The organism is Thermosynechococcus sp. HY596, assembly GCF_030518715.1.
Taxonomy (GTDB): domain Bacteria; phylum Cyanobacteriota; class Cyanobacteriia; order Thermosynechococcales; family Thermosynechococcaceae; genus Thermosynechococcus.
On the sequence record NZ_CP130346.1, the window covers coordinates 234,886 to 251,557 of the forward strand.

The window sequence follows — 16,672 nt, forward strand, 5'->3', positions numbered from 1 at the left end:
GGATACACCCTAGGAAAGAGATACTGCTAAGGGGGGAGCGATCGCCTCGGCAAGATATTGCCGCAGCACCATGGCCAACCAATCGACATCGGCAGCGGTGGTCTCTCGCCCCAAGGTAATGCGTATCCCTGCTTTGGCGGTTTCAGGATCGTAGCCCATGGCCAAGAGGGTGGGACTGGGTTGGGTTTGACCACTTTGACAGGCGGATCCCGCACTAATGCCAATGCCCGCAAGGTTGAGTTGCCGTACAAAGGTTTTGCCATTCAAGGGTTGGCCGTGGCGATCGCGCACAATCAAACTCAAATGATGGGGCAATCGCTGCCATGGATGCCCTGTTCGTTCCACTTGGGGATGATCCTGCAACTGCTGCCACAGGCGATCGCGCAGTTGAGCAAGGCGCATCGGTTCTGTCGCTAGTTCAGTGGCGACCCATTCCGCTGCCACCCCAAAGCCCACCAAGGTCGGCACCGCTTGGGTTCCCGCCCTGAGGCCCAGTTCTTGTCCCCCGCCACGCAAGAGCGGCTCTAGGGGTACCCCCGATCGCACATAGAGCGCCCCCGCTCCCTGAGGGCCATAAATTTTATGACTGGACAGCGAGAGTAAATCCACCCCTAGCCGTTGCACATCCAAGGGAACTCGTCCCGCCACCTGAACCGCATCCGTATGGAAGAGCACCCCCGCCTCTTGACAAATGGCTGCGAGTTCAGCAATGGGTTGCAGCGTGCCCACCTCACTTTGGCCGTAGATGATCGAGACCAAGACCGTGTTCGGCTGCAAAGCCTGCCGTAGTTGGGCGGGTTCCACCTGTCCCCAGTGATTCACCGCTAAGCGGGTCACTTGCCAGCCTTGAGCTTCAAGGGCCGCCGCGGGTTGAGCCACCGCCGAATGCTCGACCGCCGAAATAATCAGATGCTGAGGTTGGCGATAGCGTTGGCAAATTCCCAACAGGGCAAGATTATCCGCTTCTGTGCCCCCAGAGGTAAAAATGATTTCATCCGCTTGGGCATGAATCAGCCCTGCCACCTGCAGCCGTGCCTGTTCAAGGGCGATCGCTGCACGTTGCCCCCACTCGTGAATACTCGATGGATTGCCCCACTGCTGTTCATAGGCCGCCACCATCGCTGCAATAGCCTCTGCTCGACAGGGGGTCGTTGCACCATAGTCGAAATACAGTTGCATGGGCAGGAGCAGCTCCCAAAAACCAATGGCGGAACTGTCATAAAACCCAGTCCCTTAAGCCAATTGTAACCGATTATTCCCTAGCTCCTTTTTGCTGCCAAACCGCTGAATCTGAGAAATGACTTGAATTTCCCCCGCAATAATCCCTGTAACCAGCTCCTGCATTGCTTGATATTCTGTGGCGCTCAGGGAACGCTGCCACAACAATTCATTGATCTGCCGCTCTTGAGCAGGGGTTACGATCCGAGTCGCCTGAATACGGCGGATTAGCTCCAGCAGCGTCATACATCAATCCCCTTGCAATTTGCGTGTATGGTCTCAACTATGCCAGTGCTTCACAAAGCTTAACTGTGATCAACAGCACACAAAGACGTTGATCTCAATCACAAGTTCCTATTTGAGACTGAAAATAGTTGCTCTTTAGAACTCCACGTTGAGGGTGTCCCATGCCACCTGCGGATACAGGCATTCGAGTTCCTCTAGGCAGGTAAACTTTTGCTGCCGCCGCCGCTCCAAAATCGCATTGGCTGTAGCAGCGTCAATTCCCAGTTTCTGCTGCATTTGTTGGCGGGTGGCACGGTTGATGGCGATCGCTGGCGCAATTTTCTGAGCAACAGCAACCGTTTTCTCCTCATCCCGATTGATCAGGATATCCCCTTTCTCTGGCGCAGTAGCCACGGCTGGATTGTCTTGGGGCGCGTCCCGGGGAATTTCGTAATGGAGAAAATCCCGCGCCAAGCGAGTATTGGGGAAAATGGCTTGTGCTTCCGCAAGCAGATCCTCCACCTGCACGGGATTGCCGGGGGCGTAGCGGGCACTAAAGTGGGTGAGGAAGAGCAATTTCACTTGGGCAAAGGCCGCCACCTGAGCCGCCATCGTGGATGTAGAATGCAGCCGTGCAAAAGCCAGATCCGCCTCCTGATGGGAAAATGTCGCCTCGTGGATGAGGACATCCGCCTGTTGGGCTAATTCAACCGCGCTTTCACAAAAGACTGTATCGGTGCAATAAACCATACTGCGCCCCCGCTGCGGTGGATCACAGAAGTCGCGGCCATCAAAGGTGCGGCCATCTGCGAGGGCGATTGTTTTTCCCTGCTTGAGTTGACCATACAGTGGTCCAAAGGGAATTCCCAAGGCTTGGGCTTTTTCCACATGAAAGCGACCGGGGCGATCGCTCTCGGTGACGCGGTAGCCAAAGGCGGGAACACGATGATGCAGCAGCCGACAGGTCACGGTAAACTCGCCATCACTAAAGACTTCCCCCGGCTCCACCGTATGCACCTGCAACTTGTAGGGGAGCCGCATCACCGACCAGCGCAAACAACTGGCAATGTAGCGATCCAATGTCGGCGGGCCATAGACATCAATTTGACTCACGGTTCCCGCAAGGCCGCAACTGGCAAGCAAACCCATCAGGCCAAAGATGTGATCGCCGTGCATGTGGGTAATGAAAATGCGGCGGATCTGACTGGTTCGCAGGTCACTGCGCAGCAATTGGTGCTGGGTGGCTTCACCGCAGTCAAAGAGCCAAATTTCCTTGCGCTGGGGCAGCCGCAGAGCCACACTGGAAACATTGCGTGTGCGGGTGGGCACCCCAGAACTGGTGCCTAGAAATGTAATTTCCACGCTTAGTCGTCTAGGAGTTGCAGGTCATCAAAACGAATTTCAAAGGTGCTGGTCTGACCATTTTCATGGGTGCGCACCACCTGCCGGCTCATCAGGTAGTAATTGCCGACGGGCACATAGGTATCCTCAAACTCCATTTGCCGCAGCACTTCGTTGGTTTGCGGATTGCGGAAGATAGCCACATAGTTGGTGGAAATGTAGCCTGCACCGGTATCAAGGGCTTCACGGTGGGTAATGGCAAAGGCAACTCGCCCCATGACACGGCTGACATAGACAATTTGATTGTCCCGCACCTTGTAGTTCGACCCCATGGCGTCACCGCTAACGAGGATTTCCACTGCCCCACTGGCGTCGGTTTCCCCAGCTTGGAAGGTGTTTTTGCCGTGGGCGGCTTCAAAACGGTTGCGCTTGCGATGGACAATCACATCCCGCAATTGGTTGTAGAGGGATTCGCGGACTTGTTCGTCTTCTATGCCACTCACTTCAACGGCGTAGTCGCGGCTAACTTTTACCTGCCCTTGGTAGGTGCGATCGCCCTCAATGAGCGTGACCTTGGCCGTAAAGCCGGGAAAATTCTCATCCCATGTGTAACGATTTTCGTAGGCAGCGCGAAAGAGCGCCTCAGCATCAAGAGCCTGTGTCGCTGGCATGGGGGCATCCTCAGTAACAGTCACATTGTTTTAAGATAACTCAATTTTCTGACCCCTTGACGACCACGTATATCTAGTGTTCACTAGGGTTAAACCATTGCGCACTACACTAGATGTATAACCCCTAGGGGGTCGTTCTCCTTTTTAACTGGACAGGAACACGATGGTGGCACAACTCGCGGTTTCCGTTTCTGAGGCAGGCTTGCCCCTAACCTATGGTATTGAGGGAGTGGTGCAGGTGTTTACCTGTCCGCAGCGACACTTTTTCACCACGGTCATGGCGCAGGCGTTGCGGGTTGCTGCCCAGGGCAGTGGTGTCCTGATTGTGCAATTCCTCAAGGGGGGGATTCAAACGGGAATCGCGCATCCGATTCAGTTGGGTCAGCATCTCACGTGGTGGCGACCGGCGCTGCAACGCTGTTTAGGCCAAGGAGATTCGATCACTGCCGAAGAAAAAGCCGCAGTGCGTGAGCTATGGCAGCATCTGCAAACCACGGTGCAAGGGGGACAGCATCGCTTGGTGGTCTTAGATGAGGTGAGTGTGGCCATTCAACTGGGGGTGCTAACTGAAGCAGAGGTACTGGATTTTCTCCAGAATCGCCCACGTACTCTCGATGTCATGCTGACAGGACCTGAAATGCCAGAATCGCTGCTGGCGATCGCTGACCAAATTACGCAGTTGCGGCGTTTAATTTAGGTTTTAGGTCTAATTTAGGGCAGCAGAAACGGTTTCTAACCACTCCAGTAGATACTCATTCACTAAGTCGGGTTGCTCCTGCTGCACAAAGTGACCACAGTAGTCCAAGTATTGAATTTTCAGTTCCTTAACGTAGGCTTCGGTGCCGTAGGTGAGTTCCATACCCAAGGTGGGGTCTTGGCGCCCCCAGAGCATCAAGGTTGGTACGTCTAGCATGCCCCACTCCCGACTCCACAGACTTTGCAACCCCGCACGGTAGTAGTTAAGCATTCCCGAGAGGGCACCGCGGTGGGCGGCGGCATCTTGATAAAGTGCCAAGTCTGCGGGTCGAATGGCCTGCTGGTTCACTGCGGCCCAGCGAAAAATTTGGGCGATCGCTCCATAGCCCCCCCACTCCAAGAGGATCTCTGGTAGCCACGGCAGTTGAAACAGCAGCATATAGCTACTGCGCAACCATTGCTCGAAACTCAACTGTTGAAACTTAGCAGGATGGGGACAGGCTAGCACACTCAGGGTTTGAATCCGCTGCGGCACCGCATAGGCCACGCCCCAAGCCACCATCCCTCCCCAATCATGTCCCACCAAATGACAGCGAGGATAGCCAAGGCCGTCAATGACACCGACAATGTCGAGAATTAACTCGTCAAGAACATAGCTAGCGGTATCTTGGGGTTTATCGCTGAGATTATAGCCGCGCAAATCTAGGGCAACGACTTTGTGCTTTTCCGCCAAGACAGGAATTTGGTGTCGCCAAGAGTACCAAAACTCGGGAAAGCCGTGGAGCAGCAGCACCAACTCCCCTTCTCCTTGGGTGACATAGTGGAGACGGATACCATTGGAGACAATAAACTTATGGATCCACGGGCCTTCAATCATATGCACCTTGGGGGCTGGCACTTTCCACTATAACCAAGGGAACTCTGCAGGATGGTGTTGCTCCTGCCTCGCAAATAAAACCCCCCAGATGGAATGCGCCGTGGGGGTAATATGTGACCTAAGGAGTCAGAATGCTCCTAGTATAGGGGCAAAGCTTACAATTCTTACCAATTTTTAATAGGCAAGGGTTTCGAGAGCCTGACGCAGGTAAGCGGTAACGCAAGCATCCAGATCCGTAGGCTGCTCGACGACAACACTGGCCTGCTTTTCGCTCAGCCAACGCTGAAAACCTGAACTGTGGGCGATCGCCCGCTTCAGGGAGTTCCAAACCTCGGCGGAGGCTTGCGGATTGGGAACCGTAACGCTTTCCATAGATACTCTCCTAGTCGGTTTGGAGTGAGGGCAAGGATTCACCTATGGTTCTACGATAGCGTAGGAAACTCCCCCCGTCTGTATGCCATGTTACGATTTATTTCACAATTGGCTCACAAATCAGAAAAAGACACGGTGTTGCAAGCAGGGCATTTGTTGACGCACTTGCTCAAGGCGGCTAGGTTCAATGGCTGCAATGGCGAGGCCGGGGCGATCGCCGGCATCCGCCAAAATGGTTCCCCAAGGGTCCACAATCATGGCATGGCCATGGGTTTGCCGCCGCGCATAGTGAATTCCCGTCTGAGCCGGTGCAATCACGTAGCAGGTATTTTCAATGGCCCGTGCTTGCAGGAGAACTTGCCAGTGATCCTTACCCGTGAAGGCGGTAAAGGCCGCCGGCACAAAAAGCACCGTTGCCCCTGCTTGGGAGAGCGCGCGGTAGAGTTCTGGAAAGCGAACATCGTAGCACACCGACAAGCCGATATTCCCCAAATCCTTACTGGGATAGACAGAGGGTAACTGCCGTCCCGCTAGCACTGTGCCCGATTCGTGGTAGATATTGCCATCGGGCAAATCGACATCAAATAAATGCACCTTTTGGTAGCGGCTCAATTCTTCTCCGCTAGGACCAATGAGGACTGCTGTGTTATAGACTTTGCCTGCAGTTGCTGGTACTGGGTAGCCACCCCCCACTAAGGTAATCTGAAATCGCTGCGCCATGCGTTTCAAAAAAGCCTCAGTCCGCTCAGCGATTGTTGCCGCTTGGGCGACCTTCTCCCGGTCATCGCCAAGAAAGGAAAAATTTTCTGGCAACCCTACAAGTTCTGCACCCCGTCTCACTGCCAGTTCAATCAATTCCTCTGCCTGTGCCAGATTTGCCTCAAGATTCGGTTGGCTCGTCATTTGTACTGCGGCAGCGAGATAGGATTTCATGCCCATTGAAAAAAAGACAGCAATCCCTCATTCTATCGTCGCAATCTGCCTAGGGCAAGTCTAGCGAGAACGCAGGTTCCGGAAGATCGGATTGCGTTGGGTCGGGAGCTGATGCTCATGGGCAGTGCGGTATGCCCAAAAGACATAGCCGGCAATAAAGAGGTTCAACAGCACGACTAGCAGTAGCTTGGTACCACTAATGGGATGCAAGCGCGGCGTTTTTTGCCGTGTTTTTTGGGGTAGGAATTGAACGGCCATGGCTGCTCTCAGAACGCAACAGTTCCAGAGTCCACCATCATTAGTCGTTGTTCACTCTCAATTTGTCTTCTCTGGCCAATAATGGCGACGTTCCGGTTGCCCCTACTATAGATCGCTGCCCCATTCGCCACCCAGCATCTGAAATGTTTTTTAATGCCTGGTCACAAAACTACACTATCGCTCAGACGCCCCCAACATACCCCTAAAAAGCCATCCGCCCCCAAGGAAGGCCTTAGGAGCGGTCTGGTGGTTATCGTGGGTATCAACTGCTAGGAGAAGTGGCCTCCTAGGTGTGATTTCAAATCAACAGATGGAGAACAACTCTTCCCTAGAGCTGAGCTACTCCAAAACGACGACCCAAGCGCTTACTACTATCTGCCATGGGCATCACCTCCATCTCCCTGAACGGTAATTTGCAAAACAGCTGGCTTTAAGATAGCACACTCAAACGGTATTGTGGCAAGCGCTGGGCAAAATGAGCATGGCATCGCCAAAGGAATAGAAGCGGTACTGGCGATCGATGGCCTGTTGGTACAACTGAAGCAACCGTTCGCGACCAATAAAAGCACTGACGAGCATCATCAAGCTAGAGCGGGGCAGATGAAAGTTGGTAATGAAGCCCTCGACTATCTTGGGCTGATACCCCGGATAGATATAGAGATCACTCTTGCCACAAAAGGGCTGAAGGGTGCCGGATTGGGCTGCCGTTTCTAGGGAGCGAATAACGGTGGTGCCGACGGCAATAATCCGTCCTCCGGCAGCTTTGGCGGCCTGAATCCGCTCGACGGTAGCAGCCGGTACCTCAATCCATTCTTCGTGGAGATGGTGATGGCGAATATCGCTGGCCTCCACAGGACGAAAGGTGCCAATGCCCACGTGGAGCGTCAAAAAACAATGATCAATGCCGTGATAGGCCAACTTACTCAAGAGTTCGGGGGTAAAGTGCAAGCCAGCGGTTGGCGCAGCCACAGCACCGGGACGGCGAGCATAGACGGTTTGGTATTGTTCAGTATCTTCAATGGGGTTGTCAATGTAGGGAGGTAAGGGCACTTCCCCTAGGTGATCAAGATAGGACCACAGGCGATCGCCCGGCGGCAGGTCGAATTCAATCACCCGGCCTCGGGTCTCCTCATCAATGGCCTGTACCGTTGCTCGCAGGGAACCGATTTGAATCACCGCCCCAGGGCGCAATTTTCGACCGGGCTTGACCAAGGCCAACCACTGGCGATCGCTCAATTCTTCGAGAAGAAACACCTCCACGGTGCGGCCAGAGCCGCCGATTTTTTGACCGATCAGCCGTGCCGGAATCACCCGTGTATCATTGAGTACTAGCAAATCCCCCGGTTGCAACAGTTGCGGTAGCTCATAGAAGTGGTGATCGGTAGCAGTCTCCTGTGCCACCACCATCAGGCGGGAATGATCGCGGGGAGAAACGGGCTGTTGGGCAATCCGTTCCGGAGGCAGGTGATAGTCGTAGGCGTCGAGGGAAAAATCGTCAGAACTCGGCATTATTGGGGTGGGGTCAACGGTGAGGGGGATGGCTCTACCACAGAGCGATTCATAGAAGTCATCACAGCCAGAAAGCCAAGGGCAGCGGTGGCAACGCCCACAGCCACCAGCAGTAGCAGCCACGCTTGGAAACGAGACCTTTGGGCTGGCGGCGGTTTAGGTTGGGGTTGAGGGGGTTCCACAATCTGGGAAACCGTCAGGTCGAGATCCGCTGGATCGGGTGGGGGGACGTAGCCCATTGTAATGTCTGTCACCTCTGGCAACTCCCCTTGACAAACAATATCGCTGTAGTCCAAGTCAATGACACCCGCTGCATTCTTCACCCGACAATGAATGAGCACCACCGTCACATTGTCATGGCCATTGAGGCGATTGGCAAGATCAATGAGTTGTTCAGCCGCAGCAGTGAGGGCAAGCTGACCTTGGAGCACAGGCAGGAGGTACTGTGGCCAGTAGGTTTCGACACGATTAAAATCACTGAGGCCGTCGGAACACAGCAAAAGAATTCCCTCTTCATCCAGCAAAAAGCGTTCTACTGTGGGGTGCAGATGCTGGGAGGGTGCCATCCCCAACGCTTGCACCAAGGAACCACCGTAGGGCAGCTCAAGGGCTTGATGGTAGGTACTCATCCCCAAGCGCACATCACGGCTGGCCACATCGTCATCGAGGGTGAGCTGGTAGCAGCCCCAGCGGTTGATCCAGTAGGCGCGGCTATCGCCAATGTGGGCAAGGTAAAGATGGGCGTGTTCCATCAGGGCACCGACAACTGTGGTTCCCATGCGCTGGCGTTCGTGGCGCTGCTCTGTATCGTTGCGTTGATTGATTGCATCATTGGTGCGGCGAATAGCGGTTTGAATCGCTTGTTCAACTGTAGCAGGGGACATCTCCAGCAGCTTGAGGGGGGTTAGCGTCTCCTCCAGAATGTCAATGGCCAAACCCGAAGCGACATCGCCCCCTTCATGCCCCCCGACGCCATCACACACGAGGGCGAGCACCTGTGATTGGCTCGTGAGATCGCGCTCTGGAAAGCATTTGTCCTCATTGCGAGTCCGACTAGGTCCTTGGTCGGAGCGGCTGGCAATATCGTAGTGGTACTCATAACCAAGGTGATCGAGGGCCTGTTGAAAGAGGGTCTCTAGGGTGTCACGAATAGATTCAGGGGTAGTTTCTTGGGTATCCTGCATGTGTTGACACAGGATCGTGAAGGCCTGCTGAAAATTTTCCCCTTGATCAGCAAAGCTGAAATGGGTTTGCCAGAATTTGCCAAGGTCAGCCAAGGTGGGATTATGACCTGCTTGCAGTTGCAGCAGCCGCACAAGGGATCCCTCGGCCCGCAAAAGCTGGGGATTCAGCAGTGTGAGAGCCACATTTTCTGCCACTAAGGCTGGCCAAAGGGAGATGATTTGCCATAACCAGTTGAGGCGGCGCACTAAATTGGCTTTCTCCCAGATGGTGGTGAGGGGAGCGGCATGGGTGAGACCGGGGGCAACTTTGGCATCGGCAATGTCAATGCAACTGACGGGGGCATGCTCAAGGAGCAACAGTTCACCTTCAGGGAGGGAAAGGGCGCCAAATAATTCCGGGACATGGGGACGCTTGGGAAAGAGGCGCAGATAGGGACGGTAGAGCTGGGAGGTGTTGTCCACACTGGGCGCTGGCTCCCCCGGCAATAGGTCTAAGAGCAAGTGTTTGCCTTGCACTAGATAGCGATCGCCCACTAGCTCACCCACCCTGTAGGGATCCAAACCAGAACCGATCGCCCACAGATAGCGCTTCAGGAGTGGCATCTGACAGCGGCAACACTCAACTTGGTGAATAGAATTTGCAGTGCCACACTCCGGGCAAATGAGATTAGGCGCAGGTGGATTCATCGCTTCAATCCTGAGGGGGCTGCCGCAGTCACAATCACCCGCAGCAGGTACGCATAACGTCTCTGATCCAGTAATTCGCTAGTCCATAGTAGGGGCGAATAGAATACATTCAATTCCCTATCCTAGCTTTTCTCCTGCAACAGCGGAATATCCCAGTGACAGCTCTTTGCCGATGGATCGAACACACTCACAACGGTGAAAGCCCCTACAGCAGAGACTCACATCCCCTATCCCATATTTTAGACAAGGGCTTATTCAACCCTGTCAACATCCCTGATGTTGCCACGAACTATCAAGATAGAATTAGAATAACTAATTCGGGGTAAAAAGGATCACAATTAGTGATACAAACTTTTGTAAGTCTTATTTTTATTTGCCAGAACGATTAAAAACGATAGACGCAACTTTAGACATCATTTTAACAGTATATCTTGGCGAAAGAGGGGCACTATGGAGCAATTGAATTCAGGCTTAAATTTGCAAGCCTTGGTACAGGCTCAGTTAGTGACGATCGCTCCAAGGGGTTCCTTCAATGAGATTCTCCAAGGATTACAAAGCAACCAAGGATTGGGTTTAGTCGTCGAAGAGCAGGGACAGTTTCGGGGCTTGATCACCCAACGGGAAGTGATCCGTGCCCTTGGTAAGGGTTACTCGCCACAGGCGATCACGGCTGCCCAGATCATGCTGCCATCGGATTATTGCCTGCGCCTCAGTGATCTCGATGATCCCCTAGCTGTGTTAGGGCGTTTTCGCTACTTGGGCGTGGATGCCCTTGCCGTGGTCAATGAATCGGGACGGGTGGAAGGACTGCTGACTCGCCAAGCCTTTCGGGAGAGCCTGCGCCCTGTGGATCTCCTGCGAATTAAACGGGTGGCGGAGGTGATGGTACCCGATGTGGCTACCATTGCGGCGGAAGCTTCGCTACAGGAGGCCGCTGTCCTGATGACCGAACGGGGGGTCACCAGTTTAGTGGTTCCTGAGGCATCCGCCTCGGGTGTGCTGCCGCGCGGCATTATTACGGAAAAGGATATTTTTGAGGCACTGCAGGGCCAAGGGGGAGTGCTCACAGGAACCGTTGGCAGTATTATGTCCCAACCCGTGCTGACCGTGAAGCCCGATCAAAGTTTGTGGCAGGTGAATCATTTCCTCAAGGAGCACCAAGTGCGGCGGGTGGTGGTCGTGGATGAGACAGGTCAACTGGTGGGGATTGTGACCCAAAGTAATCTTTTGGCGGCCATTGACATTACGGAAGCTCAAGGGGTGATTCAGGTGCTAACCCAAGAGCTCAATAAGGCCACGGCGGAACTGCGCTGGCAACTGTCACGGCAACAGGCGATTACGGTGGCGATTACGGAGAGCGAACAGCGCTATAACACTCTGATTAGTCATTTGCCCGTTGCGATCTATCGGCGCGATCGCGATCGCCTGTGGCGGTTTAGCTATGTTAGCGATCAGATTTATCACCTCACGGGTTACTTTCCCCAAGATTTACCGGATCTGCGCCAGATTATCCCAGCGCCGGATTTGGCCTTGGCAGAACGGGATATTGAACAGGCGATTCGGCAGCAGCGTGCCTACAGTACCACCTATCGCATTCAACACCGCGATGGTTGTTTCCGCTGGTTGAGCGATCGCGGCCAGCTTGACCCCCACAGTCACATGCTCCATGGCGTTCTTTTGGATGTCTCGGAGCAACAGCGCACAGAAGAGCGGCTGAAAACTGCCCTAGAGCGGGAAATGATTGTCAGCACGATCATTCAGGATATTCGCCAGTCGATTCGCTTAGAGGAGATTTTGCAGCGGGCGGTAACCAGTATTCAACAACTGCTTTTGAGCGATCGCGTGCTGATTTACCGCTTTTTAGCCGATGGCAGTGGCGTTGTGGAAGTGGAAGCCACCACGTTGCCGCAGTATTCAATCCTAGGTCAAGTGATTCACGATCCCTGTTTTAGTAAAGAGACAGCGCAGCGGTTTCTGGAAGGACGCACTGTGACCATTAGCGATGTCAATCAAGCGCAATTACAGGATTGCTATCGTGAGCTCCTAAGTAGCTTGCAAGTTCAGGCCAATCTAGTAGTGCCCCTGCTGCAAGGGCATGACCTGTGGGGACTGCTGATTGCTCACCAGTGTCGTGGCCCTCGCCTCTGGCAGCGGGAGGAGTTGTTCCTACTGCAACGGATTGCTGAACCCCTAACAGTGGCACTGCAGCAGGCGGAGATGTATGCCGCGTTGGAAACTGCCAATGCCAATCTGCAGCAGATGGTGTATATCGACAGTCTGACGGATATTGGCAATCGCCGCTGTTTTGATGAACTCTTTGCGAAGGAGTGGCGGCGCTGTCAACGGGAGCAACAACCGTTAAGTTTAGTGATGCTGGATATTGATTGCTTCAAAGCCTACAACGATCACTACGGCCATTTGCGGGGAGATCAAATTCTCAAGCGGGTAGCGGAAATTTTAGAAAGCCATCTGCAGCGGGCAGGGGATTTGGCCACGCGCTTTGGTGGGGAAGAGTTTGCCTTGCTGCTGCCCAGTACCGACCAAGGGGGAGCTATCCATATTGTTGAGAAGATTCAGGCAGCGCTGGCGGAGGCTAATATCACCCATGCTAAAAGTACCGTTGGGCCAAAGCTAACGGCAAGTTTTGGCATTGCGACAACTATACCCACCCCTGACCATCCTCCAACAATGTTGTTGAGTCTCGCGGATCAGTGCCTGTATGAAGCAAAAGCCCTAGGGCGCGATCGCTGGGTGGCCAAGGAGCTATAGCGCAGTTAAGGGCAGGTAAATTCGCAGCCACGCTCCCCCATAGTCAGGATGATTGGCAGCCTGCATGTAGCCGCCATGGCATTCAACAATTTGGCGGGCAATGGCCAATCCCAAACCGCTACCGCTACCGACGGGGGGCATCCGCCCTTCAGAATCGGTGGGAATGACAAAGCGATGCCGCCGGGCTTGGGCCCGATAAAACCGCTCAAACACATAGGGCAAGTCCTTGGGGGGAAAGCCACTGCCGCTATCAATGACTTCGAGACACAGATAGCCCCCCTCGCGATCGCTCAGCAGCCGCGTCAGCACTTGACCACCCACAGGGCCGTATTTAATGGCGTTGTCGTAAAGATTGACCAGGAGCCGAAACAGTTGCGATTCATTGCCGCAGTAGGAAAATTGCTCTGGGCCTGTGTACTCGTGGTGAATGTTTTTAGCCGCAGCGAGGGGGGCGAGGGATTGCCACGCAGTATCAATGAGTTGGACAAGGTCAAGGGGATGCCGCTCAAGGCTATCGGCGGGAGTGTGACTCAGGCGGTTTAACTCTAGGAGTTCTTGAACAAGGAGGCTGAGGCGAATAATTTCCTCAAGGAGGCGATCGACCCAATCCCGTAAGGACTCCGGTACCCGTTGTTGTAGGGTTTCAGTCACCAAGCGCAGGGAGGTCAAGGGGGTTTTCAGTTCATGGGCGACATCCGCTGCCCAGCGATCGCGCTCATCCCGCAGCCGCACCACCTCTTCGCAGTCCTCAATAAATACACCCACATGCCCCTCGCCAAGGCAGAGTCCCCGTGCCCGCAGGGGTTTGCGCTTGGTTTGCCCCGTCGGTGTGAGGTAGGCATAGAGCCATTCTTGCTCCCGCATCGTTTCCTCTTGGCGCACCTCTTCGATGAGACAGTCCAATTCATAGGAGCGCACCAATTCCAAAAAAAGGCGGCCTTCGGCATGCCCTAAACCAAGGAGCAATCGCGCTGCCTCGTTACAGCAGACCACGCAATTGGTCTCATCCACCTCCAAATAGGCAATGGGGGCATATTCAAGGAGCGTTTGACAGCGCAACATTTTCTGACGGCAGCGTTCCTGTTCCTGAAGCTGGTGGCTGAGTAGGGTTCGCAAGCGTTGCCACGGTGAGGATTTGAAGGGGCGAGCCGCGTACTGCTCAAGGAGCGTCTCCAAAGCGTGTCGCACTTGCTGCCACTGCCAGAACCAGACCATTAGCCCCAACAGCAGGCCAACCCCAAAAAAGATCAACTCCATGCCTAAGTGCCAGAATCGCCTCTATTCTAGGATTATTCCGAGTTGGTTTGCCCTGTGATGTCATCACCCCTTTTGCGTGTGGAAGCACTTACCGTTGACTTTCGCCAAGCCGATCAAACCCTACGGGCAGTGGATGGCATTTCCTTTCGCTTGGAGCGGGGTCAGACCCTTGGCATTGTTGGCGAGTCGGGATCGGGAAAGTCAGTCACCTGCTTGGCTCTGTTGCAGTTGCTGTTGCCGCCGGGACAGATCAGCCACGGCGAAGCGTGGTTTCAGCCAGAGCCAGAGGGGGAGGCCATTGACTTGCTGCGCTGCACCCCCCGCCAAATGCAACAGATTCGGGGTCGCCAAATCAGTATGGTCTTCCAAGAGCCGATGAGTTCTCTCAATCCGGTCTATTCCATTGGCTTTCAACTGGCAGAGGCTATTGATCCACAGCAACGACTGCCCCAAGGGCAATGTCAACAGCGGGCGATCGCTCTCCTTGAACAGGTGCATCTTCTCAAACCGGCAGACCCCCTTGAGGAGAAAAAGCGGTTTCTCCGTCGCTATCCGCACCAACTTTCCGGGGGACAAATTCAGCGGGTCATGATTGCCATAGCCATGGCCGCTTCGCCAGCGCTTTTAATTGCCGATGAACCCACCACTGCCCTCGATGTCACTGTCCAAGCAGCGATCCTACGGCTTTTGCGGGAGTTGCAGCAGCAGTACCCTCTCTCATTGATTTTTGTCACCCATGATCTGAATCTGATTGGGGAATTGGCGGATCAGGTCGTTGTCATGTACCAAGGGCAAATTGTTGAATCGGGGACAGTTCAGCAGGTCTTTCGTCACCCCCAACATCCCTATACCAAGGGGCTACTGGCCTGTCGTCCTCGCTTGGATCAGACCTTGGCCATTTTGCCAACAGTGGCGGATTTTCTAGCGACCACTCCCCCGCGATTAGAAGTGATTTCCGCAGCGCAGCAGCAGGAACGCTTGGCGCATTTGGCGAGCCAACCCCCCTTGGTGCGGGTTGAACATCTCTGGGTCAAGTATCCCGTGGCGGGCAAGCAGCGCTTTGTCACTGCCGTCAGGGATGTCTCGTTTACGATTCGCGCCGGGGAGACCCTTGGCTTAGTGGGGGAATCGGGCTGTGGCAAAACAACACTGGGACGGACCCTCTTGCGCCTCCTAGAACCCGCACAGGGAAAAATTATCTTTGGCGATCGCGACATCAGCCATTTATCGCCTCGCCAATTGCGTCCCCTGCGGCAACGGATGCAACTCATTTTCCAAGACCCCTATAGTTCCCTAGATCCCCGCATGACCATTGGCGAGTTGGTGGCAGAACCCCTGCGGATTCACCGCCGTCATCAGTCGCAACGGCAACACCAAGAGCGGGTGGCCTATCTCCTTGAACGGGTGGGCATTGACCCCCAAGCCCAGAATCGCTATCCCCATGAATTTTCCGGGGGGCAGCGGCAGCGAATTTGTATTGCCCGTGCCTTGGCCTTGAATCCTGAGTTTGTCGTTTGTGATGAGGCAGTGTCGGCCTTGGATGTGTCGGTGCAGGCGCAAGTCCTGAATTTGCTTAAAGAACTCCAGCGGGAGTTTCAACTGACCTACCTCTTTATTTCCCACGATCTCAGTGTGGTGAAATTCATGAGCGATCGCCTCATGGTTATGTACAATGGCGAAATTGTGGAAATGGGTGACGCGGAAACCGTTTACCAACAGCCACAGCACGACTATACTCGCACGCTAATTGCCGCGGTTCCCCGTGGTCTTTCCCTTGAGGCAGCCTAGATGTCCCCCGCCCTTGATCTTGAGAATACCCTTGCCACCCTGCGCCCGATTCTTTGGCAAGCCCTTGAGCAACTGCGCCAGTTTTACCGTCAGGTGACGGATCTAACGGTGCAGGACAAAGGCGGTGATCCCGTCACCCTTGCCGATGAAACGATTGATCGCTTTTTGTGCCACGCCCTCCAAGCTCATTTTCCGCCGACGCAGTTTGGTTATTTAACCGAAGAGACCTACACCCTAGGGCAGCCCTTGCCCCAGCCCTACCAGTGGATCATTGACCCCCTCGATGGCACCTACGACTTTTTGCAGCAAACGGGGGAGTATGCGATTCACGTTGCCCTTGTCCATGAACATCGCCCTTGTTTAGCCGCTGTCGTCTGGCCAGAGCAGGAGGTGATCTACACTGCCATTGCCGGCGCCGGTACCTATCGAGAGACGCGCCAAGGTGCGACGCGACTGCGGGTACAACCCCCTAGGGCGGGGCAGTCGTTGCGGGTGGTGATGAGTCGGAGCCACGGCGGAGAGCGCCTACAGGCCTTTTTAAGAACCCTAGGATGCGTACAGCTAATTCCCATGGGGAGTATGGGCTGTAAAACGGCGAGTATTTGCCAAGGGGATGCAGATCTGTACGTCAATCTCACAGGGCGCAGTGCCCCGAAGGACTGGGATTTAGCGGCACCGGATTTGATCATGCAGGAGGCGGGGGGAGCCTTTACCTATGCCAATGGTGAGTTGCCCCGCTACAATCGCGCCGATGTGCAGCATTGGCCGCCCTTAGTGGTGTGTCATCCAGCTTTGAGTCGCACGGTGGGCGATCGCCTGCAAGCCTTTTTACAGGAAAATCAAGGCTATTCTGGAAAATAGGCAAGTTCAGTCGCACAGAGGATAGG

The 16,672-nt window shown here is 54.5% G+C and carries 15 protein-coding genes; 4 read left to right on the top strand and 11 right to left on the bottom strand.

The features are described from left to right. Nucleotides 1–9: 9 nt before the first annotated feature. From QYC28_RS01120 to QYC28_RS01135, 4 genes are all read right to left on the bottom strand, one after another. Entirely contained in the window at nt 10–1,179 is a 1,170-nt protein-coding gene (locus QYC28_RS01120) for a cysteine desulfurase family protein (protein ID WP_302679708.1), read from the bottom strand. A 54-nt stretch (nt 1,180–1,233) separates the two neighbouring features. Continuing rightward, nucleotides 1,234–1,464 carry a hypothetical protein gene (locus QYC28_RS01125; RefSeq protein WP_149817400.1) on the bottom strand — a complete coding sequence of 77 codons (231 nt, stop codon included), beginning with the start codon at nt 1,462–1,464 and terminating at the stop codon, nt 1,234–1,236. A gap of 135 nt (nt 1,465–1,599) precedes the next feature. Then, entirely contained in the window at nt 1,600–2,805 is a 1,206-nt protein-coding gene (locus QYC28_RS01130) for a ribonuclease Z (RefSeq protein ID WP_310828713.1), read from the bottom strand. A 2-nt stretch (nt 2,806–2,807) separates the two neighbouring features. Further along, nucleotides 2,808–3,455, bottom strand: a complete 648-nt coding sequence (locus QYC28_RS01135) for a DUF3386 domain-containing protein (protein ID WP_149817404.1) — start codon at nt 3,453–3,455, stop codon at nt 2,808–2,810. Between the two features lie 163 nt (nt 3,456–3,618). On the opposite strand from QYC28_RS01135, the gene QYC28_RS01140 reads away from it, so the two are divergent. Continuing rightward, nucleotides 3,619–4,152 (top strand): P-loop NTPase family protein, encoded by a 534-nt coding sequence (locus tag QYC28_RS01140; protein WP_149817406.1) that lies wholly within the window; start codon nt 3,619–3,621, stop codon nt 4,150–4,152. 9 nt (nt 4,153–4,161) lie between these two features. Here QYC28_RS01140 and QYC28_RS01145 read toward each other — a convergent pair whose 3' ends face one another. The 6 genes from QYC28_RS01145 to QYC28_RS01170 all read right to left on the bottom strand — a co-directional run bounded on the left by QYC28_RS01145 (nt 4,162) and on the right by QYC28_RS01170 (nt 9,887). Continuing rightward, a complete protein-coding gene (locus tag QYC28_RS01145) occupies nt 4,162–5,028 on the bottom strand; it encodes an alpha/beta fold hydrolase (RefSeq protein WP_190278143.1) in 867 nt (288 codons plus the stop codon). A 174-nt stretch (nt 5,029–5,202) separates the two neighbouring features. Continuing rightward, on the bottom strand, nt 5,203–5,400 hold the full coding sequence (locus QYC28_RS01150; protein WP_149817410.1) for a hypothetical protein: 198 nt from the start codon (nt 5,398–5,400) through the stop codon (nt 5,203–5,205). Nucleotides 5,401–5,520: 120 nt separating this feature from the next. Then, entirely contained in the window at nt 5,521–6,333 is an 813-nt protein-coding gene (locus tag QYC28_RS01155) for a carbon-nitrogen hydrolase family protein (RefSeq protein WP_149817412.1), read from the bottom strand. 60 nt (nt 6,334–6,393) lie between these two features. Beyond that, nucleotides 6,394–6,591, bottom strand: coding sequence for a hypothetical protein (locus QYC28_RS01160; protein WP_149817414.1), 198 nt, complete (start codon nt 6,589–6,591; stop codon nt 6,394–6,396). 444 nt (nt 6,592–7,035) lie between these two features. Beyond that, nucleotides 7,036–8,100: a tRNA preQ1(34) S-adenosylmethionine ribosyltransferase-isomerase QueA gene (gene queA, locus QYC28_RS01165; RefSeq protein WP_302679709.1), complete on the bottom strand. Its 1,065-nt coding sequence runs from the start codon at nt 8,098–8,100 to the stop codon at nt 7,036–7,038. Next, a complete protein-coding gene (locus QYC28_RS01170) occupies nt 8,100–9,887 on the bottom strand; it encodes a PP2C family serine/threonine-protein phosphatase (RefSeq protein ID WP_302679710.1) in 1,788 nt (595 codons plus the stop codon). The genes queA and QYC28_RS01170 overlap by 1 nt, the downstream gene beginning before the upstream one ends. A gap of 534 nt (nt 9,888–10,421) precedes the next feature. On the opposite strand from QYC28_RS01170, the gene QYC28_RS01175 reads away from it, so the two are divergent. Then, on the top strand, nt 10,422–12,740 hold the full coding sequence (locus QYC28_RS01175) for a diguanylate cyclase domain-containing protein (protein ID WP_302679711.1): 2,319 nt from the start codon (nt 10,422–10,424) through the stop codon (nt 12,738–12,740). Here the strand turns inward: QYC28_RS01175 and QYC28_RS01180 are convergent. Then, on the bottom strand, nt 12,735–13,997 hold the full coding sequence (locus QYC28_RS01180) for a cell wall metabolism sensor histidine kinase WalK (protein ID WP_149817420.1): 1,263 nt from the start codon (nt 13,995–13,997) through the stop codon (nt 12,735–12,737). The two genes, QYC28_RS01175 and QYC28_RS01180, sit on opposite strands and share 6 nt — an antisense overlap. A 57-nt stretch (nt 13,998–14,054) precedes the next feature. Between QYC28_RS01180 and QYC28_RS01185 the strand changes: the two genes are divergently transcribed. After that, nucleotides 14,055–15,785, top strand: a complete 1,731-nt coding sequence (locus QYC28_RS01185; RefSeq protein WP_302679712.1) for an ABC transporter ATP-binding protein — start codon at nt 14,055–14,057, stop codon at nt 15,783–15,785. Beyond that, nucleotides 15,786–16,646 carry a 3'(2'),5'-bisphosphate nucleotidase CysQ gene (locus tag QYC28_RS01190; RefSeq protein WP_149817424.1) on the top strand — a complete coding sequence of 287 codons (861 nt, stop codon included), beginning with the start codon at nt 15,786–15,788 and terminating at the stop codon, nt 16,644–16,646. Nucleotides 16,647–16,672 lie beyond the last annotated feature (26 nt).